A 24,871-nucleotide genomic window follows, 5' to 3' on the forward strand; every position below is an offset into this window, starting at 1 on the left:
TGCAAAGACTGCAATCACTCTTTGTCATTTGACGCTTGTGAATCATCTTTAAACAGATCCTTAAGTTTGGCAAACTCCGGATTGGGCGCGCCTTCATCAGTGGCTACTTGTTCAAAATAATCATTTTCAGAAATAACATTCCAGTCTTGGCCCTCCGGCATCGCATCGCCGCTAATTTCGTCAGGTGTCAAAACTTGTGTAGGAATACTGATAATGACATTATCTTCAACGGCTTTTTTTAAATCAAATTTGCCTTCATCAAAAGTCATAATCACTTCATCGTCTTCAAATGCCTCAGCATCGGCATCATCAGCGACATAAATTTCGGTAAAACGTGTATCAATCGGCAAAATTACAGGTGCCAAACTTCTTGTAGAAGGTACCGTTAATTCTCCAGTAAGATGCATTTCTAAAATCCAAACAGGTTCATCAAAGGTAAAAGTTGCCGTAACTTTGAAAGGTTTTGCATCTAAAATATCGGCGAGTCGTTGCTGTAAATCAGCTTTTAAATCCAGTGTTGTATCAACTTCTAATGGTGCCTTTTGAAATTTAGCCAGTTCTGCTAATGTCCAACTTAACAATCGTTACCCTCCTATGGCGTAATTTATTGGTTGTCGACCAAAATTTTGTGTTTGGCCGGTTAACTGTTCAATTAATAAATCAACCCGGTTTTGCAAATAAAATATAGCGCCGGGTTTTGTGTTTTGGCGATCTAATCGAGTCACCAATGGCAAAGTCAATTGTTTTTTTACTTGGTGTAAATAGCGTTGCCCCCGATAATTAAAACCTAAGGGATGAATAAACAACTGACTTTCAAGCATTAAAGCATCGGTGACATTTAACAAAATATATAAAAATACCCGCTGTAATCTAGCAAAAGTATAACGCTTCGTTTTCACCGCAGTCAGCAATGCTTCAAATGACGTACATTTTCGGATGACATGTTTGATCCGATGTTCCAAGCCCTCAGTCACTTGATAAATGCCTGCTAATTCTGTCAAAGTCATACTGGTGATCCGATATTTTAATAGCTCAAAAACCCGAGACCAAGTTAAAAATTCTGTCGGCCATTGTGATAAAAGCCGCAAACTAGTTTTTGGTAGAAACGGGGCTGCTGCCGACCAATTTGTCACTGTGGTTAATTGTTTTCGCAGCCAACTTGCACTTGTAAATTGTGCCGCCGTTTCCTGCGCATCATGGGTCACCCCAATACGTTGAATCGGTAGTAAAGTCAATGTATGCGCTAACGCTGCGACACTTTTAGCATAGCTTGCTGCCAATAATAAATTCGGTTGATCTAACGTTATCCCAAGTTCAGCCTGTAACAATTCGTTGAGCTGCGTGGCATAAGTTTTTTTATAGTCCACAAAAAAATCATGCCGCTGTGGCAGCTGCAGCATTGCATCCCCTAATTTTGCATAGTCTAGATGACTGGTTTCCGTACCAAAAGCTAAATACTGACACTGCAAATCATTTAAAATAGCAACGGCACCATCACTAAACCGATCAGCAGGCTGACTGGCCACCTGAAAAGGCAGTTCAATCACTAAATCAGCCCCGCCTGCTAAAGCCATCTGGGCTCGAGTCCATTTGTCCACCAATGCCAGTTCACCGCGCTGCACAAAATTACCGCTCATTACCACTACTAAAACAGCATCACCGCTTTTTTGCCGTGCTTGCTGTAATTGATAAACGTGACCATTATGAAACGGATTATATTCGGCAATAATACCGCAGCCAACTAACTTTGATTCTTGCATTTGAAGAAATACCTCGTACTGGTTTCTAAAACAGACTGTGTCCCAAATTCACTGGTCACTTCAATATCTGTGAAGCCAGCTGCTTGTAGCGCTTCTTTATATGAAGCCACCGGATAAGTACGCTCACGATGTAGCTCTTCTAACGCTTGGTAGCCATCAATTGACTCATCATAAATGAAAAAAGTTAAGTCATGTTCCACGCTGTGGGGAAATTCACCGGCATAACTCTGCCACATAAATGCCATATCCTCAAACTTCGCATTATACATATAACCTGGGAAAACTTCATCCATTTGATATAGGCTATGGGCATCAAACATAAACGTACCCGCTGGCTTTAAAACTTGTGACACGTTTTTGAAAACTTGTGTTATCGCTGATAAATCCGGTAAATAACAAATAGAATCATCAAAACAAGTTACATAATCAAACTTTGTGTCCAACTTTAAGTCAAGGGCATCCCCTTGGATTAAGGGCAGCTCAATTTCAGCAGCCCGCGCTTTTTCATCTGCTAAAGTTAACATTTCTTCAGATAAATCAAAACCAGTGACCTCAAAACCAGCCTGGGCCAATTTCACGGCTAATGTGCCTGAACCACAGGCCAACTCTAATAAACGGCCCGTTTTTTTTGGTACGCGCTGTTCGACATAAGTTAACCATTGGTCATATAAATCTGAATCCATTAGCTGATCATAAACTTTGGCAAAGGTTGTATAAATCATTCCGCAACCCATTGTGAAACATTGACCATTGGGGCATCAGACCATAGTTTCTCTAAATTATAAAATTCCCGTTCTTCTTTCAAAAAGACATGCACAACCACATCAGCCATGTCGATCAAAATCCAACGTGACCCTTTTCTGCCTTCTTTACGCCGAATATCAATACCTGCTTCTTCAGCTTTATCAACGATTTCATCAACAATCGCTTCAACTTGCCGTTCAGAATTGGCATCCATAATTACAAAATAATCGGCCACCAAACTAACTTCTTGCATATCTAAAGCCACAATATCTTCAGCATGCTTACTATCCGCCGCTTTGACGGTAATTTCTAACATTTCTTTACTATCCAAAAATGAATCACTCCTTGATAATTGTTTTAATATATATTATTTAAATTTAATGTACCCAAGCATTATAACTATCAATTGTCTTGGGGTAAACTGTTTTATGATTTTTAATTAAAAATGATAAAGTTGACTGCAGCTCGCAAGCCACACCAGCCGCCAGTGAAACTTGGGCCGCTTGACGGGCAGCTTCTACACCTGGAAAATCACGGCCAGGTTCAATAAAATCTGCAATGAAAATAATTTGATCTAATTTTGTCATGGTTGGTGCACCGATCGTATGCTTTTTGACGGCATTTAAGATCTCTGAATCATAAATCTGTAGATCCTTTTGAACAAAATAAGTGCCAACAACACCATGCCAGATGCCGTTATTATAGGCTAATAATTCTGGATCAAACTTTTGACTCATAATCACAGATTTGAAGCGCTCATCTGAAAAATCCTTAGCATAGTCATGTACAATGCCCGCAATTCTTGCTCGAATTGGATCACCATCATATTGTTTTGCTAAAGCTTCAGCTGTATCTGCCACACGCTTAACGTGTTCAAAGCGTTTTGGTTTTAACACGGCTTGCACTTTTGTCAATAATGTTTCATAACTATACGGCAGAATTTCTGCGAAATCATTTGCCTTCAAGATAAAGCCCCTTTTCATAAATATAAGCTGCCACATCATCTGGCACTAAATAATGAATAGATTGCTGATTTTTAACCCGTTTCCGGATGGCACTGGACGAAATATCCACTAAAGGTGAGTCCACCCAAATAATCGGATAATTAGAATGCACCGCAAAATTACGGCGACGCACACCTACAAAGTGCACCAATTTGAGCAATTCATCAATTTTATGCCATTTCGGTAAATAGGCCACCATATCACCACCTATGATAAAATAGTAGTCCGTATCCGGATGTCTTTGTTTTAACGCTTTTATTGTATCATAAGTATAACTAATTCCGCCCCGTTGCAGCTCAATTGTTTCCAATTCAAAATTAGGATTATCCATAATCGCCCGAGAGACCATTTCTTTTCGATCTTTCCCAGGAATTGTCTTTTTTTCATCCACATGGGGGGGCTGGTTATCTGGCATAAATAAAACTTTTTCTAATTCTAATTGCTGCATTACTTGATCGGCCATAATCAGATGTCCGAGATGCGGTGGATTAAAAGTACCACCTAAAATACCGACTTGTCGGCGTTTATTCAGATTTAAAATTTTCTTTTGAACTTCAGTTGAAATAACCGGTTGTTTTAAAGTTACGATTCTAGTCTGCAACGTCATTCGTCCTTTTTATAAAATCAAAGTGCTTTAACTGCTTTAGAAAGAATTTGATATTCTGCTTTGTGTGAAGGTCGATAAGCCAACAATGTATGCCCAATAATTTGCGGAATTTGAATCGCTACATCTTGAGCAACAAGCCAATCAGCGGCTTCTTTTGGGGTTAAGCTCGCATTTTGTAAAATGCTAATTTTAACTAATTCTCGTTTTTCTAAAGTATCTGTCACCTGTTTTAAAAAATTTTCGGATAAATCATTTTTACCAATCTGAATTAATGGCCGCATAACAGCGCCTTTTGAACGTAAAAATCGTTTTTGTTTACCTGTTAACATGATCAACTTCCTTTAAATGAGTGCTTTACGGATAACAACATCGACATTTTCTGGTGCATAGGCCGCAATAACGCCAGGTTTTTGCACCGTAATCCAACCTAAACCGCCAAAGACAATATCTACTTTTTGGTCAATTGAAAATTCATGGCGGACTAGTTTTGGAAAATCAGCGATAGCCTCAGCTTTTGGTGGATTCAGTAGTTCACCCAAATGCTTTTCATAAAAAGCATCTGCATTTTCTAACTTAGTGCGATGCAAATATAGCTGATCATCCACATAGACGGTAAAGCCTTGACGCTCACCTTGAAGATAATCAAAGCGTGCTAAGCCAGCTAAAAATAGCGTTTGTGCTGCATTTAATTGGTAGACTTTTGGCTTTAAGGCTTTTTGCGGTGCAATTAAATTCAAATCATTAGGGCCTAATAAATGCGCCATCTGATGTTCATGAATAATCCCTGGGGTATCAATTAAATTCTTGCCATCCCCAAAAGGAATTTCAATCTGATCCAACGTCGTTCCTGGAAATCTAGACGTTGTAATCAAGTCTTTAATGGCCATATTCTGCTTGATAATTTGGTTAATTAAAGTCGATTTACCAACATTGGTCGTCCCCACAACGTAAACATCTTTACCATGACGATACTTATCAATTAAAGCCATCAGCTGATCCACATTCCGACCAGATTTAGATGAAACTAAAACTGTATCTACTGGCCGTAAGCCTTGATCATGACTTTGTTCAAATAGCCATTGACGTACTTTCCCACGGGAAACACCTTTTGGTAAAACATCTTCTTTATTACCGACAACAATCACCGGATTATCACCAACAAACCGGTGTAACCCTGGAATAATACTGCCATTAAAATCAAAAATATCAATGACATTTAAAATTAAAGCATCCCGATCACCAATTTCGTTTAATAAACGGACAAATTCATCGTCTGCAATTGAAACGGGCATAATTTCATTATAATGCCGTAGACGAAAACAGCGCTGGCAATACACATCTTGTGTATCGTCTGTTAGCTGTTTATCTAAGGCTGATTGGGGAATATAGCCGATTGCTGTTTTATCTTCTGTTTGAATTTTAGCACCGCAGCCGATGCAATATAAATCTGTTTTGCTATCCATGCAGCTCTCCTATCGTTGTTGGTCTGGGGGTAATGTTAACTTATCCCGCCATTCCAAACCAGTGAAATTTCGTTTTAAAACTTTAAAAAGATAATGTTCCATAAAACGATTCATTAATGTGTTCCAAGCATCTGAATTGACCAATGGCTTCACAAGGATCGTACGAATGCCTGCGCGATTGCCTGAACAAACATCAGTAATCAATTGATCCCCCACCATTACAGTTTCATCAGGATTTAAATGATACGTTGTTAATGCCTCTTTAATCCCTTTGACAGTGGGTTTCATTGCTCGAGCAATAAAAGGCATACCTAATTCTTCAAGTGCAATATCAACACGTTGCGCACTATTATTAGAAACAACAATGACCTTAATCCCGGCTTTTGTCATTTTCTGCAACCATAGCCGCAAGCGGTCATCTGGTTTTTTATTATTCCAAGGCAATAACGTATTATCCAAATCCGTTAAAATATTTTTAATGCCAAAATAAGCAAGTTGTTCAGCATCTAAGTCATATAAAGAATTTAGCATAAAAGTTGGTTTAAAACTTTGTAACATAAAGACTCCTCTTCATCATCCGTATTCAATTTAATATTATAACTGTTTATTATTTTTGCTTCGACAAAGGTTTACCTATTTATAATAAGTTATTTTCGGTAACTGCTCAAGGATTCTGCATAACAAACTAAGTTATTATATTGAAATTTTTAAAAAGGGTCCGGAACAAAACGCATGTCTTGTCCGGACCCTTTCATAGTCTTGATTAAAGATTAAAGTGCTTTTTTAGCGGCATCTGTTAGTGCTGTAAATGCAGCAGCATCATTAACTGCTAAATCAGCCAACATTTTACGGTTGATATCAATACCAGCTACTTTCAAACCATGCATCAATTTGCTGTAGCTAATATCATTTAAACGAGCAGCAGCATTGATCCGTGCAATCCATAATTTACGGAAATCACGTTTCTTTTGACGACGATCTCTAAATGCGTAACGATAAGAATTCATTACTTGTGCATTTGCAGATTTGAAAAGTAAATGTTTAGAACCTGTATAACCTTTAGCGAGCTTTAAAACTTTTTTACGACGTTTACGGGTAACCGTACCACCTTTAACACGAGCCATTGTATTTCCTCCTTGGGACTAACCTGATCATTTCAGGATAAATTTATTTTTTAAAATAGAAGTTTTATTTAACTTGAGAAAGCATCTTGCTATAACGCTTCAAATCGCTAGATGCTACTAAACCAGATTTTCTCAATTGACGACGTTGTTTCACTGTCTTACCGTGGAAACGGTGACGTGTGTAAGCATGGTGTCTTGAAAGTTGGCCGGAAGCCGTTTTCTTAAAGCGCTTTGCAGAAGCGCGATGTGTTTTTTGCTTTGGCATAATTAAAATTCCTCCTAAATATGACATCATACAATAAGATTTTATATGATGCTTTACAATTAAAATTGCTGATCCATAGACCAGCAATTTAATGAACTGATTAGTTATTCTTTTTCAGTCTTTGGTGCAAGCATTAAGAACATGCTGCGGCCGTCCATCTTAGGACGAGATTCCACATTTGCAATATCACTTGTCTTTTCAGCCAAGTTATCTAATACTTTGCGACCAATGTCTTTATGGGTAATTGCGCGGCCTTTGAATCGAATTGAAACTTTGACCTTATCGCCTTTTGCTAAGAATTTACGAGCATTATTTAACTTAGTGTTAAAATCATTTTCTTCAATTGTTGGACTTAAACGAACCTCTTTAACACTGATGGTCTTTTGTTTCTTACGAGCTTCGCGATCTTTCTTTTGAAGTTCAAAGCGATACTTCCCATAATCCATAATTTTGGCAACTGGGGGTTTTGCTTTGGGGGCAACAACAACAAGATCTAAATTAGCTTCTTCAGCTAATCGTAAAGCTTCTTGCTTTGTTTTCACACCAAGCTGATCCCCATTATCAGCGATCAAACGCAATTCACGAAAACGAATATTTTCATTTACCATCAAGTCTTTTGCTATGGTCAAGCACCTCCATTAATTAAGTAGAAAAAAGCGGATTTCCGTAGAAATCCGCCAATAATCTTCACCGTACATATCGAAAATTATGACCTAGAGGCTTAAAAGCATAGGCGAGAAGACGGGCTTCTACTTCTTATTTTTCACAACGTTGACTAGTATACTTTATATTAAGCGATCTTGTCAAGTCGTTTTTTAACTATTTACCTGTCCGACTAAAGTTCTTAACTTCAGAGACAATGGCATCAACGAAGACATTTAAATCTTCAGTACTTGGTTTATCTGAACCATAGGCACGAACGGAAACCGTGGCATCATTTTTTTCTTGATCCCCCACAACAAGTGTATAAGGTACTTTTTGTGTTTGGGCTTCACGGATCTTATAACCCATTTTTTCGTTACGTTTGTCTAATTTAACCCGGATGCCTTTAGCAGCCAAAGTCTTTTGTAAGGATTCAGCATAATCCATGTGTAAATCTAAATTAACTGGGATAATTTCAACTTGTGTTGGTGCCAACCAAGTTGGGAAAGCCCCTTTGTAGATTTCAGTTAGATAAGCGATGAACCGTTCCATTGTAGAGATAACCCCACGGTGAATCATAACTGGGCGATGTTCTTGACCATCTTCACCAGTATAAACTAAATGGAATTTTTCAGGCATCATAAAGTCTAATTGAATCGTTGACAATGTTTCATCGTTACCCAAGGCTGTTTTTGTTTGTACATCTAATTTAGGACCGTAAAAAGCAGCTTCGCCTTCTGCTTCGTAGTAATCTAAACCAAGATCATCCATAGCACCCTTTAACATAGATTGTGATTTGTTCCACATTTCATCATCATCAAAGTATTTTTCAGTGTTCTTAGGATCCCGATAACTGAGACGGAATGTGTAATCAGTTACGTCAAAATCTTCATAAACATTCATCATTAATTGCAAGATATTTTTAAATTCATCTTGAATTTGATCCGGTGTTACAAAAGTATGACCATCATTTAATGTCATTTCCCGAACCCGTTGCAAGCCAGACAATGCCCCAGATTTTTCATAACGGTGCATCATCCCTAATTCGGCAATCCGAATTGGTAATTCACGGTAACTACGAATATGATGTTGATAAATTTGAATATGAGATGGGCAGTTCATTGGCCGTAATTCAAGCATTTCGCCATCACCCATGTCCATTGGTGGGAACATGTCTTCACGGTAATGATCCCAGTGACCGGATTGTTTGTAAAGATCTAAGTTAGCCAAAATTGGTGTGTAAACATGTTCATACCCAGCGGCTAATTCACGGTCAATGATGTAACGTTCGATTGTCCGACGAATCGTAGAACCATTTGGCATCCAGTAAGGTAAGCCGGCGCCGACTTTTGGATCAACAAAGAATAAGTCTAATTCACGGCCTAGTGTCCGATGATCTCTTTCTTTGATTTCAGCCCGACGTTTCAAATCAGCATCTAAGTCTGCTTGTTTATAAAAAGCTGTGGCATAAATTCTTTGTAACATTGGATTACTAGATTTGCCTTGCCAATAAGCACCAGCAACTGAAAGTAATTCAAAGATTTTAGCTTCGCCTGCTTTATCTAATAAAGCACGGTAACCAAAGTCGACAAAATCGCCTAATTGGTAAGCTGGAATTTGAACGCCTGATTCAGCGTTAATTAAGGATTCCTTGTATGGATCGCCAGCGAAAGCTTTTAATAATTCATCTTTAGAAACGAATACGCGTTTAATTTCGCCATTTGCTTTTACTAAAGCTTGCATTTGAGCTTTAATATCTGCTAGATCATTAACAGTGACTTGGCCATCTTCATTGTCTGTGTCATAGAAGAAGCCATCAGCAGTTGAGTGACCTTCACCAAAATGCATTTTTGGATAAGCCGCTTTTAATGTGGCAGCCAATAAGAAAGCAGCAGTATCATTTAAAACGATTAAAGCATCGTCATCATTTGCTGTTAAAATTTGTAATTTACCATCTTGTTTTAAAGCCCGGTGCAAATCTACTAATTCGCCGTTAAATTTACCGGCGATTGCTTTTTTACCTAGGGATGTGCTGATTGATTTTGCGATCTCTAAAACTGATACACCATCATCAAATTGTTTTTTGGAGCCATCTGGAAATTCAATAGAAATTGACATAAATTAAACCCTCCGTTTTTTGAACTGACTTTAATTGCTGCAGCAAATTGTGGATAAAAAAAGCCCTAAGATAATTAAAAATTATCTTAGGGACGCTATATATGCGCGGTTCCACCCACATTAAAATCAGTTTGATTTTCACTCTTTGCTGATAACGGTAGCAGACCGCAATAAATTCGATCGAAAACCTGAGAGTGGTATTACTTTAAGGTTTTTACTGTCGCCGGTTTCAGCCAAGCCGTGACTCTCTGCTTCCTTAAATAACATGTCTCTCAATTCACAGACTATTAAACCACGATTTTGATTTTCATGCAAGCCCTGTTGACCAATTAGTTTTCAAAGCGCCGATTAATCCCAGCCACTTCGATTTCTGTTGTTAAGTATTGAACACGCTCCATGATTCGCCTTGCCTTAATCGGCTCACGGCCTTTTGCACTATTGGTCAAATACGCTTCAAGTTCTGCCATTGAAAAATTCGATGTGAAAAAAGTTGGCAACTGTTCTTGCATTCTATATTGCAAAATAACCCCTAAAATATCATCCCGAATCCAAGCATTGGCCGTATCTGCGCCAATATCATCCAACATCAAAATTTGTGCGCGTTTGATGCTTTCAATTTTAGTAATCACTGAATTATCTTTAATCGCACCTTTCATTTCCACTGATAAAGTGGGAAAGTGCAGCATTAACGAAGAATACCCGGCTTCCGCCAAGGCATTGGCAATGGCCCCTAATAAATAAGTTTTACCCACGCCAAAAGCGCCATGAAGATAAAGCCCTTTATGAAAAATAGTTGGGGCCGCACAAAATTCATGCACAAAATTTTGCGCTGCCGTCAAAGCCGCTTGCCGCCCAGGTGTAATAGTGTACCCTGCTAAAGTAGCGGTTTCGATGTCTTTAGGCATATTAATCCGCATGACCCGTTTTGCCAGGGCATTTTGCTGGTTCCGGGCAATGGTTTTTTTAGAAGGTACATAAGAAACATCAATGAGGCCATTACTGATGATTAATTCTGGTAAATACCCCGGTACTAAGCCAACCTCGCCCCGCTCTGCTTTTTGTTTTTCCCGCACAAATTCATACAGTTTAGAAGCACTTTTTTCAATCGCATTGGCCCCTAATTCTGCTTTATGTTTTGATAAAAATGTTAGCACATCAGGATAACGTAAAGTCTCGTGCATCACTTTTTCATAATTTTCATTCAATTTACGTTTATCCATATATTCCGCCAGTTGATCTTGCAAGTTTTTCACAATATCACCTCTTTTTTAGTTAGGAATCGTCTGCTTCAGATGTTGCTGACGTTTGTTCTTTAAACCATGAAGGGATTGGTTCTACGGTTTTAGTAGGACTCGTGGTGCGATAATTCTGCCGGCTATTATTGTTCGTTTTAGCCGTTTTTCCTAGTTTGGTGTACTGCCGCTCTTGAATCCGTTTTAAAGCAGCTTCAGGCGTCGTTATATGATGCTGCAGCCAATCGTTGGCCACACTATCTGTGAAGGCTTGGGTAACCGTTGTGGCTCCAGCCGTATGCAAATTGGCATAGGTCAACATGTTTAAAATTTGATCTGAAAAGATATGGCGGCTTTGTAATTCCCGTAAAACCCGGGTTTCACCCTTACCAACAAAGCCACCCAGCACTTGCTTCTGCCAAGCTAAAAAGTCAAAAACACTTAATCGCTGCGCTTGGGCCACCAATTCTTGGGTACTATCCGCCTGCGCTGTAGGTGCATCGCTTTGTGAAGCTGATGTCTGAGGTGGGGTTGGGGTCTCTGGCTCCGGCGCCATTTTTACTTGACTGCCTTGTGTTTGTGTATATTCTGCTAATGTCAGGCTTTCTAACTTTTTAATATTAATTTCATCAGTGACTATATCCAAAGTATTCGCAATCAAATTCGCCATTGTTGTTTCATCAATACCATAAAAGTGATGTAATTGATAAATCACTTGTTGATGTTTCGTTAACTCTGCTTTTGTCACTTGGAATTTAGCTAACAAATTTTGGAGAAAATCCCAATCAAAGGTATCCAAATCTGCTTCTGAATAGGCAACTGCTGGTCTTTGCTTTAATGTCATCTGTTTTTTTGTCTGCTGCAGTTCTGTAGGTGTCTGAACTGCCCGCGCAACAATTTCTGGGAAAACATTTGAAAAATTAGCCGTAATTTCAGTCAAATCTTTAGTAACTGGATGCAGCTGAAACCGTGTTGCCAAATCATCAAAAGCGCGTTGTCCAATGGTTTGCACCAACAATAAACTTAGTAAATCATCCTTAAAAAAAACGTCTGGGGTCAGTGGCGGATATAATTCATAAACAAAATATTTACCAATGACGTCTTCATTAGTAAATGTCCGCAACAATCCCATCGCTTCTAAGCGCCGCCGCGCAGCTTCAATTGCGACTAAATCCACACTCATATAATCCAATAAAATTCGATGCATTGGTCGCTGCGAACGCAATGCAGACGGATTTTCTAAAGTTTTTAATGTATTATATAGGCCCACTGCGACTGGCCCTAAAATAGGTTGGTATAAATAAATTAAATAGTTTTGCTGGGCATCATTAAAATAGCCTGCATGGGTGACTAAAAAACCATCTCGAGGCGAAAATTGTACATCTTGCCCATTCATTACAGACACCTTCTACTCTGATGATTTTGATTCTTGTGCATCTGAACCGCGTCGGCCGCGCTCCATCATTTCTTGAACTTCTTCCATAAAGCCATTCATATCTTTAAATTCCCGATAAACACTGGCAAAACGGATATAGGCCACATCATCAATATAAGCTAATAGATGCATGACATAGTTCCCAATTTCAACGGATTTAATTTCGGTATCGCCGGTTGCCCGGATTTGATTCTCCACTTGATCGACGAGTTCTGTCATCTGTTCCATTGAAACCGGTCGTTTTTCAGCTGCCCGGACAACGCCTCTTAATATTTTTTCTCGATTAAATTCTTCTCGAGTACCATCTTTTTTAATCACCAATAATGGTGTTTGTTCAATTCTTTCAAAAGTTGTAAAACGATAACCGCAATTTTCACATTCTCGGCGACGCCGAATCACGCGACCTTCGTCAGTTGGTCGACTATCAATGACCCGAGAACTGTTGTGGTGACAATGTGGGCAAATCATAACTATCTCTCCTAATATATTCCAAGCATTAAAATACGAATATTAATCAAATTGTAGTACTAAAATAGCGTAAATTGCAGTAATATGCAAGTCCTACTTAAGTTGGCACCGATTTAAATAAAATTATGTGTCTGTAAAAACCGCTGAATCTGCGCTTTTAGCATTTCAATATCACCACTGTTATCCGTATAAAAATCAGCTAACTGACGTTTTTCTTCGATATTTATTTGACTCTCTATCCGATGTCTTGCGTCGGTTTCGTTGTACCCATCCCGAGCCATCAGCCGTTTTATTTGTAACGCTTCTGGCACATAGGCAACCATAACCCCATCTGTATATTCTTCATAATGAGATTCATACAAAAGCGGAATATCTAATATAATTAAGGGCTGTTTTTGCGCCCGTAAATCAGCGACTTGTTTAAAAATTTCTTGACGAATTAAATGGCCGTTTAAGCGATTTAATAATTGCCGTTTATTTTCATCTGCAAAAACAATCTGCCCTAATTTTTTACGATCCAATTGACCATCAGCTTGTAAAATTTCTGGGCCAAAATTTTCAACAATATTTTTTAAACCTGGTGTGCCTGGTGCCACAACTTCATGCGCAATAATATCGGCATCTACCACCGGAAAGCCATAGCTTTTAAAAATTTGAGATACCGTAGATTTACCAGTGGCGATACTACCCGTTAAGCCTAAAACATAAGTCATTTTCTTCACCTCAGCTGTTGTTCTTTTGGACAAATATGCGTCCCTCGACCGCCGACTTTGAATTTCTCAATTGTGGTACCACATCGTTCACAAGGATCCCCTTGATGACCATAAACATGCAGCTGTAATTGAAAATGACCTTGATGCCCTGCAGCGTCAACGTACGAACGAATCGTCGTTCCACCGGCTTCAATGGCAATTTTCATTTCTTCACGAATGGCGCTAAACAATGCGCTGATTTCCGCATCAGTCAATGAATTGGCCGGCTGTAAGGGATGAATTTTACTAAGCCATAAAACTTCATCCACATAGATATTTCCTAAACCAGCCACACTATGCTGATCTAATAAGGCGGATTTGATGTTTTTATGCCGGCGCTTTAAGGCGGCTTTAAACGCAGGTATTGTAAATTCTGGAGAAAGTGGCTCTGGTCCTAGGGCTTGAATGCCGGATAATTGCTTTTCAAATCCCGTGTCGCCCAAGGTCATCCGCCCAAATTTACGGACATCATTATAAAAAAGTTGTTGGCCATCGGTGAATTCAAAGATAACATGGGTATGTTTTTCAGGAGGTACGCCAGCTGCTTCTAAATGATACTTGCCTTCCATCCGTAAATGGCTGACCAGCGTCAAATGATTGGATAAACGAAACAACAAATATTTTCCCCGTCGATCAATGGTTTCAATCGTCTGTCCGCTTAATCTTTGATCAAACTCTGTTAAATCATTCGTTACAATTCTAGGCCACAGTACTGTGACTTTGGCAATTTTTTTAGATTGGACTAACTTTAGTAACCCTTGACGGACTGTTTCTACTTCTGGTAATTCTGGCATGCTTTCACCTAACCTTTAACATCGTACCAAGTTGCCCCATGACCGGAATCAACTTTCAATGGCACGGCCAATGAAACTGCTGAATCCATGACACTAGGGACTAATTGTTCTAAAATTGGAATTTCTGATTTTGGCGCTTCAAAAATAAGTTCATCATGTACTTGCAACAGCATGACAGCCTTTAAATCAGAATCTTGTAGTTTTTGAACCATATTAATCATCGCTACTTTGATAATATCCGCAGCACTGCCTTGAATTGGCGTATTCATTGCGGTTCTTTCAGCAAAAGAACGGAGATTGAAGTTCTTAGAATGAATTTCTGGCAAATACCGACGCCGATGCATCAATGTTTCTACATAGCCCTGCTCCCGGGCAGTTTTAACAATTTCATCCATCCATGCTTTAACTTTTGGATACTGTTCAAAGTAAGCTTCAATAAATTGTTTGGCTTGCTTTCGCGTAATACCAATGTTTTGTGACAGGCCATAATCACTAATGCCATAGACAATCCCGAAGTTTGTGGCTTTAGCTTGGCGCCGCATATTTGGAGTAACTTCACTAGGATCACTGAGTCCAAATATCTTCATTGCGGTATTCGCATGAATATCACGATTTTCTTTAAACGCTGCTTGCATATTTTTATCTCCAGAAATGTGGGCCAATACCCGTAATTCCACTTGTGAATAATCTGAAGAAAAAATTTCCCAATCTGGATGTCTGGGCACAAAGGCTTGGCGAATTTGTCGACCTTCTTCAATACGCACCGGGATATTTTGTAGATTTGGATCCACGGAAGAAAGCCGACCAGTTTGGGTTAAGGTCTGCATGTAACGGGTATGGACTTTATGATCGGGATGAATTTGTTTTAATAAGCCCGTGACATAAGTGGACTGAATCTTTGAAATTTGTCGATAGTTTAAAATCTGGTCAATAATTGGTGACGCTGTTCGGAGCTTTTCTAAAACTTCTACGGAGGTAGAATACCCTGTTTTTGTTTTTTTAATCACTGGCAGCTGCAGTTTTTCAAATAAAATCTGACTTAATTGCTTTGGTGAATTGATATTAAATTCTGTCCCGGCAATCGTGTAGATTTCAGTTTCAATCGCTGCTAATCGCGTCTTAAATTCCCCTTGCATTTTTACAAGCCGTTGTGCATCCACCGTAATACCGGCGATTTCCATATCTGCCAATACTAAAGCAAGCGGCATTTCTAAGTTTTGAAATAAATCCGTCTGCTGATGGGCATCTAATTCTTTCATGAGTTGCTGCCGTAATTCAAAAACAGCCTTTGCCTTTTTTGCAAGATGGTCAAAATAGACCGCCTGATCTTCAGGCAATGCACGTTTAGCACCTTTACCATAAATGGCTTCATCGGTTTGTACCCCGGTGTAACCATGAAGTTGGGCAACATCCCCGAGATCATTACTATTATTATTGGTATTCAACAAATAAGAAGCCAACAATAGATCGAAGGTTGCCCCGGCTAATTTAATATTTAACCGGTTCAAGGCCACGTAAGTTCGTTTTAAATCAAACACGTATTTCGTTTTTTCAGAATTCTCTAAAAAAGCGGTTAATTCTGGTGTCTGCAGCAACGTCACATCATTTGAGACATACCAATGTTGGTCATCCCCGATAACAAAACCATCCAATTGTGCCGTATGATAATTATCATCTAGCATTTCAATTGTAAAACTTTGAGGTCCAGTTAATGCGGTAATCAATTGTAAATTGTCTTTGGTTAAAATTTGATAGTCCAAAGCTTTGGCTGCCGTTTCGGCAACGGCTTCTGTGACATTCAACTGACTCAAAAAGGCATTAAAATCCATCGCTTTGTAAAATGCGGTCAAAGCCTCTAAATTCACGCCGTTATAAGCCAAATCTTCTAATGCCAGCTCTACCGGAGCATCTGTTTTAATTTGTGCCAAATCTCGGCTCATAAATGCCTGGTCTTTATCATTAATTAGGTTTTCTTTTAACTTACTTTTTTTCATTTCATCAACATGGTCATATAAATTGGCCATAGAACCATATTCAGCCAGCAATTTTAAAGCTGTTTTTTCGCCGACTTTAGTAACCCCAGGATAATTATCCGAAGTATCCCCCATTAAGCCCTTCATATCCACAATTTGTGCTGGCGTAATGCCTAATTTTTCTTGGACGTGTTCAGGTGTATAGGTTTCCAGTTGATTAACCCCTTTGACGGTCACTGCCACAGTTGTATTGGCGGTTGTCAATTGCGTCAAATCCCGATCCCCGGTTACAATGGTTACCTTAAAGCCCTCTGCTTCAGCGCGCTTAGCCATTGTACCCACAATATCATCGGCTTCAAAGTTGGGCAGTTCGTACCACTTGACACCGTAACATTCTAAAAACTCCCGCATGTAAGGTAATTGTTCTGCGAGTTCACTAGGCATCTTAGCCCGACCACTTTTGTAATCGTCAAATTTAGCCGTTCTAAAAGTTGTCTTCCCAGCATCAAAAGCCACTAAAATATGAGTTGGCTCAACGGATTTTAAAATGCTATCCAACATATTTTTAAAGGCATAAATCGCATTCGTATGCAGCCCATCTTGATTTGTAAACTTATCCAAAACATTGTGTAAGGCAAAAAATGCCCGAAACATTAATGAGTTACCATCAATTAACAACAATTTTTTATTCTTTTTCACGGGATACCTACTTTCTGAAAGAAATCTATTTTATTTTCTTTTGATTACTATAAGGTCACTTTATATTCTAACATACCTTGCAGGCTCTGAAAAAACGGTATAAAAAAAGCTCGGCGTACACGCAGAAAACTGCCACCGAGTTTTTAAAATCCTGTTTATTAATCGCTATTACTGAAACCAAAAATTTGTAAAATGTATAAGAACATATTGATGAAATCAAGATACAAATTCAAGGCACCCATAATGGCAATTGTATTTAAGTTGATTTCAGCACCACTATTCGTTGCTTGGTAATAAACTTGTTTTAACATTTGGTTGTCATAAGCTGTTAATAGTGAAAAGATCACTACGCCGGCATAAGACATTAAGAGTTGCATGAAGCCTGAACCAACAAATAAGTTGATCACAGAGGCTAAAATTAAACCGATCAGCATAGCCATTGCCATTTGACCGATTCGACTTAAATTCCGTTTAGTAACATAGCCGACAATTGCTAAAGCGACGAATAAAGCCGCCCCAGTCACAAAGGCTACCGTAATATCTGCCACGCGATAATAAGATAACGTCACTGACAACACCAGCCCGTTCACTGCTGAAAAGGCAAAAAACAAAGCGGCATTCGCAGAACTAGATCGTTTGGCAGTTGCTCTAAAGCCAAAAACCATCCCGATTTCTGCAATCATCAAAATCCATAAAATTGCTGGACTGCTTTGTAACAAGGCACTATATTGTGCTCTAAATGTGGTTAAAGCTAAAAATGAGACTAAAGCCGATACTAGGACACCCGCAGCCATGTAACTGTAGACCCGGGAGAAAAAACGGCTCAAACCAGCATCTTTAGCGACAATTTCTCTCGAAGGTACTTGTTGCATAGATAGCGCTCCTTTTTTCTTTCAAAATTATAAACTGGTTCAATTATAAATTAATTTTACCAGCAAACCATCGGCCTTAATACCTATTTTTCATTTTTTAACAAGTCTTCATAGGCCACTTCATATTTTGGAATATCGCCAGCCCCCATGAAAACAACCACGGCATTATGATACTGCAATAATGGAGACATATCGTCAACTTTTAAGACTTCGCCACCATTTGGCAAACGATCGGTTAAATCTTGAATGGTAATGTTGCCAGAGTTTTCGCGAATAGAGCCAAAAATATCTGTCAGATAGACGATATCTGCTTTGCTCAAACTTTGTACAAAGCCTTCTAATAGGGCTTGTAATCTAGAATAAGTGTGGGGCTGAAAAACGGCAATGATTTGACGATCTGGGAATTTTTGCCGTGCCGCATCTAACGTTGCATTGATTTCAGAGGGATGGTGGGCATAGTCATCAATAATCTTAATGTCTGCAATATCCTTTTCCGCAAAGCGCCGTTTTGCACCTTTGTAAGTTAAAAATTCTGCAGCTAATTTGGCAGCATCAATTTTTTCAAGATAGCTAATGCCGACGACGGCTAGACTATTCAAAATACTGTGTTCACCAAATAATGGGACACTGTAATGTCCAATATTTTTACCATGATGCAAGGCATCAAACTCAGAACCAGTCGTTGTCCGTTTGATGTTTACCGCTTGGAAATCATCAGTATCTTTTAAGCCATAAGAATAAATTGGCACATTGGCTGTTATCTTTTTAAGATGTTCATCGTCACCCCAGACAAACAATGCTTTTTGAACTTGATTGGCCTCTGTTTGAAAAGCAGCTACCACATCATCAATATCTTTGTAGCAATCTGGATGATCAAAATCAATGTTGGTCATGATCAGGTAATCTGGATGATAAGCTAAGAAATGACGGCGATATTCGTCGGCTTCGAAGACAAAAAAGCGTGCATCTTTAAGGCCTTTGCCCATGCCATCACCAATCAAATAAGCTGTTTTATCAATGCCCTTTAGCACATGGGCTAACAAACCAGTGGTACTTGTTTTGCCATGGGTACCGGCAACGCCAATACTTGTGTAATTCGCCATTAATTTACCCACATATTCGTGATAGCGATAAAAAGGTAAGCCCATTGTCTTGGCTTGTTGAATTTCAATTTGATCATCATTAAAAGCATTCCCTGCAATAACAATCATATTATCCTTAAGATTCGCTTCAGAAAAATCATAAATCGGTATCCCGGCAGCTTCTAATGGCCCCTGTGTAAAAGTATGTTTACTAATATCTGAGCCGGCAACCGTCTCACCCATATCATGCAAAATTAAGGCCAAGGCAGCCATCCCAGTTCCTTTGATACCAATAAAATAATAAATTGAAGGCTTTGTCATTACAATAAAAACTCCTTATTAAGATTCTTTAATTTTTTCTAAATCCTGCCGGTCAAAAAAGACATCCCGTGGCTTTGAACCTTGGGCTTGGCCGATATAGTTATGTGCTTCTAAATCTTCAATGATATTCGCTGCACGATTATAACCAATATTAAAAGTACGCTGTAATTTAGAGGTAGAAATTGTTTTTTCTGTCGTCAAATAATCTAAAATTTGTGGCATTAAATCATCTTCTTGAGACTTGGCAATGGATTTTTTCAGCAGGTCATTGGGCTTAAATTGATAAGCACTAGGCCGTTGCTGCTTCACAAAATCAATAACAGCATCAATCTCATTATCAATAAATGTGCCCTGCAGTCGAATCGGATGATTTTGACCATTCCCTAAATAAAGCATATCCCCTCGGCCTAATAGTCGTTCAGCACCACTCGCATCAATAATCGTTCGCGAATCAATTTGACTGGAAACCATAAATGCAATTCTTGTAGGAATGTTATTTTTGATCGTACCGGTGACCACATCCACGCTAGGCCGCTGGGTTGCAACAATTAAATGAATGCCGGCAGCCCGTGCCTTTTGGGTGATCCGGGCAATACTATCTTGAACATCATTAGATGCAGACATCATCAAATCTGCCAATTCATCAATAATGACCACAATGTACGCCATCTTCAAGCCGTTACGCCCAGAAGTCTGCGCTTTTTCATTAAATTGTTCAATATTCCGGACACTAGCTGCAGCAAACCGCTGATAACGTTTTTCCATCTCATCTACAGTCCATTCTAAGGCTGCTGAAGCTTCTCTTGTATCCGAAACAACCGGTGCCAAGAGATGTGGTAACCCGTTATAAGGCGCCAATTCTACAACTTTTGGATCAATCAGCAATAGTTTAACTTGCTCTGGTGTGGCTTTATACATAATTGAGGTTAACAATGAATTGATGAAAACACTCTTACCAGAACCGGTGGAGCCGGCAATTAAAGCATGGGGCATTTTGGCCAAATCACCAATAATTGGCTGTCCGAATAAATTAACCCCTAGTGCAACAGTTAGCGGTGATTGACTTTCTTTAAAAGCCGTGGACCCAATGACTTCTGACAACAATACCGGTCGAGATTTGAGATTAGGAATTTCAATCCCCACCGTACTGCGACCAGGAATAGGGGCTTCGATTCGGATATCTTTAGCCGCTAAAGCCAATCTTAAGTCATCATTCAAATTGGTGATTTTGCTAACTTTAACCCCACGATCTAAAGCAACTTCAAATTGCGTAACCGTTGGTCCAATTGTATATTTAGCCACATTACCAGCCACATGAAAGGCTTCTAAAGTTTCATCCAATGTTTCTTTTTGCTGTTCCGCCCATTGATGCATATCTGGGACTTGATCAGCTGTTGGTGCTGGTAAAAGCGTTAAGGCTGGGAATTGATAGGTCAGCTCTGAAGTATCCGGTGGCGGTGTCGTGGTAAATGACCTTACTTTCCGCTCATTTTCAGATTTTACAGGCGTTTTCTTTTCTGGTAAAGCAGCTGTCACTGGCGGTACTTTAGGGCTAGTTACCGCTGTACTTTTTTGTGTCAATTGTGCTTGTAATTTTTCAAGCTGACGTTGCGCGATAGATTGGGCAACGGGTGCTTTTGGTGCAGGTGTCTTAGTTGGTGTCTCTAATTTAGCAACGGGCACCGTTTGTGGTTCTGGTTTTGGTTCTGATTTTAGTTCTGGCTTTGGTGTTATCACATTACGCATTGAATTGGTTTTTTCAACCGGTTTAACGGATTCTTCGGCTTTTGAAACGGCTGCTTTTGAGTCTGATGCTGTTGCCGTCTCTAGCGGCCTTGGTTGATCGTGTGCTTCACTTGCAGCCGTTTGAACTAATGGTGTTTCAGCCGTTTTTGCGGTTGGTTCTACTGGCTCTTGCGCTATCGCCGCTTTTGTTGGCTCTGGTTGTGTTTTTATTGGTGCTGCGGTGTCATTATTTTTGTCATCAATGGAAATATAATTTATCCGAATTGGCTCGTTAGCTTCCGCCACAACCGCTGTATCAAACAGATAATAACTTGCGCTTGTTTTTTCTAAAGCAGCTAAAATTTGTTGATAAAAGCGTTGTTCACTTAAAGCTCGATTATAAGTAACCACATGTGTTTTCGCTGAATTTCTAAAGGCACTAACCTCTGGTGTTTCTTCAGTGGCCGGCGCCTTTAATTGTGTTTTCGGCTGGGATGTTTTCTCAGGGTTCACATTTGTTTGTGCTTCAGGGGGCACTGTGACTTCAACATCTTCTGGCAACACATCAATGACTTCATTTTTTGTAGACCGCTTTTTAAGTTTTTCTTGTTTTCGATAAAAAGCTGGGCCATCATAATGTGACATAGTTCTCCCCCTTTCATAGTCAATTAACATTATATAACAACTCGCTTGATGAAAGTAGCGCTTTTAACAGACAAACAAAAAAGCTAGGTCAAAATTTAACTTTTTGACCCAACTTTATGCATAGCTTATTTAAAATAGCCTTCAGTCGTTACACAAAAATTTGGCCGGCTTTTTCAAAATCAAATGGACTGCCGACTTCAATATCATCACTGAGCACTAAAATGCCCCGAGCTTGCGGTGCGTTTGGCAAATCTAATTCCCGTGCGGCACAGATCATACCATCAGAAGCAACACCGCGTAAACTACCGGGCCAGATAATGGCGCCGTCTGGCATCATTGCGCCAACTTTTGCCACAACGACTTTTTGTCCTTGTTCAATATTGGGTGCGCCGCAAACGATCTGTAACATTTGCCCGCCATCAACTTCAACTTGTGCCACATGCAGGTGATCGGAATCGGGATGTGCTTTTAAGGTTTGAACGTAACCAATTACAAACTTAGGTGTCTCGTCATTTTCAAGATCTGCTTCAAAACCGTTTTTTTCAAGAATTTGCGTTAATGTATTTACAAATTTAGCGTTAACCGCAACTTGGCCATTAACTGATAAATTTGGCAGATAATCTGTAATATTGAAAAAATTATAGCCTAAGCTTTGGTTTGTTTCAGGGTCATAGATACGGACAACATCCCCCTTTTGAGCGACTGCTTGCACCGGTTTATCTGGTGCTAAAACAGTGATTAAAACATCCCCCAGTGCTTTTCGATTATAACTTGCAATTAGCATATTTAAAGCTCCTTTAACTTGATTCTATTGTGGTAATGTATTGATAAAGTCAGTGACTTGTTTCTTAGTTTTGCGTTCTTTATTAACATAACGACCGATTTCTTTACCGTCTTTTGTAGCAACAAAAGATGGAATGCCAAAAATCTGCCATTTTTGTGCTAAATCCATAAATTTATCACGATCAACCGAAATGAAATCATAATCCGGATGTTCTGCTTCGATTTCTGGTAACGATGGGGCCAATGCCCGGCAGTCCCCACACCAAGAAGCTGTAAATAAAAACATATGCTTCCCGGTCTTGGTTAATTCTTCTAATGTTTCATCGGTTAAATTTTCTAATTGTTTCACAACAATCACCATCCCATTTATAAGTTTCTAACCTTAAGTTTACTATAAGTAAGTAAATAATTAAATGATTTTGTTTGAATTTACCTCAAGTTATATTAAGATATAAGGAAACAGATGTTAGGAGGCAGCGTATGACAAAAAGTAAATATTATGGCTATGGCTTTTTAGCGGGGACATTATTAGGCAGTAGCTTAGTCTATAGTTATCAAGCTCGCAAGCAGCAAAAACGCGCACAAATTTTAGATCATGTCAAAGCATTGTTTCTTCGAGAAGGCCCAATTGAAGGCGCCTGGATTGAAGAAGATATCGAACCTTATTCTGATCAAACCCACCTTACAAAAGCTTACTTTGGCGGTGTCACTCGAATGGAAGATGATGTTTTAAGACAATATCAATTTGCAGCAGATGCCACAACCGGTGAACTATTAGACGTTTATAAAATTTAATGCCATTATTTAAATCTAGAGACTGGACATATTTGTGTTCAGTCTTTTTTAATTGAACGTTGCCTTCAATTGATAAATCGGCTGTCCTTTTTTGGCAAATTTAGCCTCATATTCGGTTTCAATATTAAAGGTTACCCGGTCATCATGGTGCAGATCTAAGGCCACAAAATCTAATGTCATCCCATATTGACTCAAACTAACCAACGAATATTGAAATAAGCCAAGATTATCAGTTTTAAATTCTAACATGCCCTTTGGCTTCATAATTGTTTGGTATTGTTTCAAAAAATTACGATAAGTCAAGCGGCGCTTTTCATGGCGTGTTTTAGGCCATGGATCTGAAAAATTCAAATAAATATGCGCCACTTCATCTTCAGCAAAGTATTCCGTTAAACTAGCCCCGTTGGCCAAAAGCAATTGCAAATTTGGTAATTTTTCTTCAACTTGCTTTTTCAAAATCATAGCAATGGCCGCTTTTTGAACATCCATCGCAATAAAATTATATTGTGGCAAGGCTTTAGCCATCTCAACAATAAACTGTCCTTTACCAGAGCCTACTTCAACATATAACGGCTGTGGTTTGGCAAAACGCGCCTGCCATTGACCTTGACTATCTTTGGGCTGTACTAAAATATACTCACTATGGGCTTCAATCAATTCCTTAGCCCATGGTTTATTTCTTAATCGCATAAAAACTCCTATTTCTTCTCATTAATCAATGTGTTTAATTTTTTTATTTGTGTTGCTTCTGTTTGCTGCGTCTGGGTGTAAGCCAAACTAATGTCATTAATTTGCTGTAAAATAGCATACCATTGTATACGCTGCATCAGAAATTCATCTAATTTCAAACCATACTTTTCCAACCACTGACCCCAGTTTTTGAAAGGAATATAGCTCATTAAAACAGTTGTTAAATCATAAATTGGATCTGCAAGCATTGCTTGATCCCAATCCACTAAATAAAGTGCGCCTGTCTTTGTTTTTAACCAGTTTTTCTTATTCAGGTCTCCATGACAAACACGATAGCTGGAGACTGGAATTTGTAACGTATGCAACTCTAACCAATGCAATCCTGCGCTAATCGCGCCTTGGATTTCTACTTGATTTTGAATTTGTTGTGTCAATTGCTGCAGCATTTGGTCCGGTGTTACGAAACTGCCACCGATTTTTTCCAACATGTTTTTTAATAAATTGGAACTGTGAACTTTAGCGAGTAACTGTGCCGTTGCATCAGATGCCATTTCCGTTTTTGTTAAAGTCCAGCCATTGATCCACTCTTGGGCCGTAATAACATCCCCGTTTGATAAACGCTTTGTCCACAATAACTTAGGGGTAATGCCCTCTGCAGATAAAGCCGCTAAAAATGGTGATGTATTCCGTTTCAAAAATATCTTATCTTTGCCAGTATGAATACCTACAAAAGCATTCCCTGTACTGCCCCCAGCAGATTCTACTTTCCAATTTTGACTGAGTCCAAAAGCCATACAGTCAAACTCCTCTTGTAACGGCTAGGATAAAACTTACTTCATCTCAACCTTGATTTTAAATTATCTAACTTTAAAAGCTAA

At 39.1% G+C, this 24,871-nt stretch carries 27 protein-coding genes; 1 reads left to right on the forward strand and 26 read right to left on the reverse strand.

Annotated elements, in window-relative coordinates; all coding sequences use genetic code 11:
- Positions 1-14 precede the first annotated feature (14 nt).
- The 24 genes from EKM93_RS03670 to EKM93_RS03785 form a co-directional block, all read right to left on the reverse strand.
- Positions 15-581, reverse strand: a complete 567-nt coding sequence (locus EKM93_RS03670) for a YceD family protein (RefSeq protein ID WP_125713191.1) — start codon at positions 579-581, stop codon at positions 15-17.
- A gap of 3 nt (positions 582-584) precedes the next feature.
- Positions 585-1,760, reverse strand: a complete 1,176-nt coding sequence (locus tag EKM93_RS03675; RefSeq protein ID WP_125713193.1) for a nucleotidyltransferase — start codon at positions 1,758-1,760, stop codon at positions 585-587.
- Entirely contained in the window at positions 1,742-2,482 is a 741-nt protein-coding gene (locus EKM93_RS03680) for a class I SAM-dependent DNA methyltransferase (RefSeq protein ID WP_125713195.1), read from the reverse strand. Before EKM93_RS03680 ends, EKM93_RS03675 begins: the two co-directional genes overlap by 19 nt.
- Positions 2,479-2,820, reverse strand: coding sequence for a ribosome silencing factor (gene rsfS / locus EKM93_RS03685; protein ID WP_125713385.1), 342 nt, complete (start codon positions 2,818-2,820; stop codon positions 2,479-2,481). The genes EKM93_RS03680 and rsfS overlap by 4 nt, the downstream gene beginning before the upstream one ends.
- A gap of 61 nt (positions 2,821-2,881) precedes the next feature.
- Positions 2,882-3,487 carry a bis(5'-nucleosyl)-tetraphosphatase (symmetrical) YqeK gene (gene yqeK / locus EKM93_RS03690; protein ID WP_125713387.1) on the reverse strand — a complete coding sequence of 202 codons (606 nt, stop codon included), beginning with the start codon at positions 3,485-3,487 and terminating at the stop codon, positions 2,882-2,884.
- Positions 3,456-4,109: a nicotinate-nucleotide adenylyltransferase gene (locus EKM93_RS03695; protein WP_376923121.1), complete on the reverse strand. Its 654-nt coding sequence runs from the start codon at positions 4,107-4,109 to the stop codon at positions 3,456-3,458. Before EKM93_RS03695 ends, yqeK begins: the two co-directional genes overlap by 32 nt.
- 23 nt (positions 4,110-4,132) lie before the next feature.
- Complete coding sequence (locus EKM93_RS03700; RefSeq protein WP_125713198.1) at positions 4,133-4,444, reverse strand: YhbY family RNA-binding protein; 312 nt, start codon at positions 4,442-4,444, stop codon at positions 4,133-4,135.
- A 12-nt stretch (positions 4,445-4,456) separates the two neighbouring features.
- Positions 4,457-5,578, reverse strand: a complete 1,122-nt coding sequence (gene yqeH, locus EKM93_RS03705; RefSeq protein ID WP_125713200.1) for a ribosome biogenesis GTPase YqeH — start codon at positions 5,576-5,578, stop codon at positions 4,457-4,459.
- Between the two features lie 9 nt (positions 5,579-5,587).
- Positions 5,588-6,136, reverse strand: coding sequence for a YqeG family HAD IIIA-type phosphatase (locus EKM93_RS03710; RefSeq protein WP_125713202.1), 549 nt, complete (start codon positions 6,134-6,136; stop codon positions 5,588-5,590).
- Between the two features lie 212 nt (positions 6,137-6,348).
- Complete coding sequence (rplT, locus tag EKM93_RS03715) at positions 6,349-6,702, reverse strand: 50S ribosomal protein L20 (protein WP_125713204.1); 354 nt, start codon at positions 6,700-6,702, stop codon at positions 6,349-6,351.
- 64 nt (positions 6,703-6,766) lie between these two features.
- Complete coding sequence (gene rpmI, locus EKM93_RS03720; protein WP_125713206.1) at positions 6,767-6,967, reverse strand: 50S ribosomal protein L35; 201 nt, start codon at positions 6,965-6,967, stop codon at positions 6,767-6,769.
- 104 nt (positions 6,968-7,071) lie between these two features.
- Positions 7,072-7,596 (reverse strand): translation initiation factor IF-3, encoded by a 525-nt coding sequence (gene infC, locus EKM93_RS03725; RefSeq protein WP_191988480.1) that lies wholly within the window; start codon positions 7,594-7,596, stop codon positions 7,072-7,074.
- A 190-nt stretch (positions 7,597-7,786) separates the two neighbouring features.
- Positions 7,787-9,727, reverse strand: a complete 1,941-nt coding sequence (thrS, locus tag EKM93_RS03730; RefSeq protein ID WP_125713208.1) for a threonine--tRNA ligase — start codon at positions 9,725-9,727, stop codon at positions 7,787-7,789.
- Between the two features lie 329 nt (positions 9,728-10,056).
- A complete protein-coding gene (gene dnaI, locus EKM93_RS03735) occupies positions 10,057-10,980 on the reverse strand; it encodes a primosomal protein DnaI (protein WP_125713210.1) in 924 nt (307 codons plus the stop codon).
- A 19-nt stretch (positions 10,981-10,999) separates the two neighbouring features.
- A complete protein-coding gene (locus tag EKM93_RS03740) occupies positions 11,000-12,355 on the reverse strand; it encodes a DnaD domain protein (protein WP_125713211.1) in 1,356 nt (451 codons plus the stop codon).
- A 12-nt stretch (positions 12,356-12,367) separates the two neighbouring features.
- Positions 12,368-12,862, reverse strand: coding sequence for a transcriptional regulator NrdR (gene nrdR, locus EKM93_RS03745; RefSeq protein WP_125713213.1), 495 nt, complete (start codon positions 12,860-12,862; stop codon positions 12,368-12,370).
- A 113-nt stretch (positions 12,863-12,975) separates the two neighbouring features.
- Positions 12,976-13,575 carry a dephospho-CoA kinase gene (gene coaE, locus EKM93_RS03750; protein ID WP_125713391.1) on the reverse strand — a complete coding sequence of 200 codons (600 nt, stop codon included), beginning with the start codon at positions 13,573-13,575 and terminating at the stop codon, positions 12,976-12,978.
- 5 nt (positions 13,576-13,580) lie between these two features.
- On the reverse strand, positions 13,581-14,408 hold the full coding sequence (mutM, locus tag EKM93_RS03755; protein ID WP_125713215.1) for a DNA-formamidopyrimidine glycosylase: 828 nt from the start codon (positions 14,406-14,408) through the stop codon (positions 13,581-13,583).
- 8 nt (positions 14,409-14,416) lie between these two features.
- On the reverse strand, positions 14,417-17,080 hold the full coding sequence (gene polA / locus EKM93_RS03760) for a DNA polymerase I (protein WP_125713217.1): 2,664 nt from the start codon (positions 17,078-17,080) through the stop codon (positions 14,417-14,419).
- A gap of 158 nt (positions 17,081-17,238) precedes the next feature.
- Positions 17,239-17,952: a Bax inhibitor-1/YccA family protein gene (locus EKM93_RS03765; protein WP_125713219.1), complete on the reverse strand. Its 714-nt coding sequence runs from the start codon at positions 17,950-17,952 to the stop codon at positions 17,239-17,241.
- An 83-nt stretch (positions 17,953-18,035) separates the two neighbouring features.
- The gene (gene murC / locus EKM93_RS03770) at positions 18,036-19,355 is read right to left on the reverse strand and encodes a UDP-N-acetylmuramate--L-alanine ligase (RefSeq protein WP_125713221.1); all 1,320 of its coding nucleotides are present in this window, start codon (positions 19,353-19,355) and stop codon (positions 18,036-18,038) included.
- A gap of 18 nt (positions 19,356-19,373) precedes the next feature.
- Positions 19,374-21,725: a DNA translocase FtsK gene (locus EKM93_RS03775; protein WP_125713223.1), complete on the reverse strand. Its 2,352-nt coding sequence runs from the start codon at positions 21,723-21,725 to the stop codon at positions 19,374-19,376.
- A 148-nt stretch (positions 21,726-21,873) separates the two neighbouring features.
- The gene (gene ytpR / locus EKM93_RS03780; protein ID WP_125713225.1) at positions 21,874-22,509 is read right to left on the reverse strand and encodes a YtpR family tRNA-binding protein; all 636 of its coding nucleotides are present in this window, start codon (positions 22,507-22,509) and stop codon (positions 21,874-21,876) included.
- 24 nt (positions 22,510-22,533) lie between these two features.
- Positions 22,534-22,857: a thioredoxin family protein gene (locus EKM93_RS03785; RefSeq protein ID WP_225423616.1), complete on the reverse strand. Its 324-nt coding sequence runs from the start codon at positions 22,855-22,857 to the stop codon at positions 22,534-22,536.
- Between the two features lie 131 nt (positions 22,858-22,988).
- Between EKM93_RS03785 and EKM93_RS03790 the strand changes: the two genes are divergently transcribed.
- The gene (locus EKM93_RS03790) at positions 22,989-23,303 is read left to right on the forward strand and encodes a hypothetical protein (RefSeq protein WP_125713229.1); all 315 of its coding nucleotides are present in this window, start codon (positions 22,989-22,991) and stop codon (positions 23,301-23,303) included.
- A gap of 48 nt (positions 23,304-23,351) precedes the next feature.
- On the opposite strand, the gene trmB is transcribed toward EKM93_RS03790, so the two are convergent.
- Together trmB and EKM93_RS03800 are read right to left on the reverse strand one after the other, a co-directional pair.
- On the reverse strand, positions 23,352-23,993 hold the full coding sequence (trmB, locus tag EKM93_RS03795; RefSeq protein WP_125713231.1) for a tRNA (guanosine(46)-N7)-methyltransferase TrmB: 642 nt from the start codon (positions 23,991-23,993) through the stop codon (positions 23,352-23,354).
- 8 nt (positions 23,994-24,001) lie between these two features.
- Positions 24,002-24,787, reverse strand: a complete 786-nt coding sequence (locus tag EKM93_RS03800; protein ID WP_125713232.1) for a phosphotransferase family protein — start codon at positions 24,785-24,787, stop codon at positions 24,002-24,004.
- Positions 24,788-24,871: the final 84 nt, after the last annotated feature.

The sequence above is a fragment of the Agrilactobacillus yilanensis genome (assembly GCF_003946725.1).
Taxonomy (GTDB): domain Bacteria; phylum Bacillota; class Bacilli; order Lactobacillales; family Lactobacillaceae; genus Agrilactobacillus; species Agrilactobacillus yilanensis.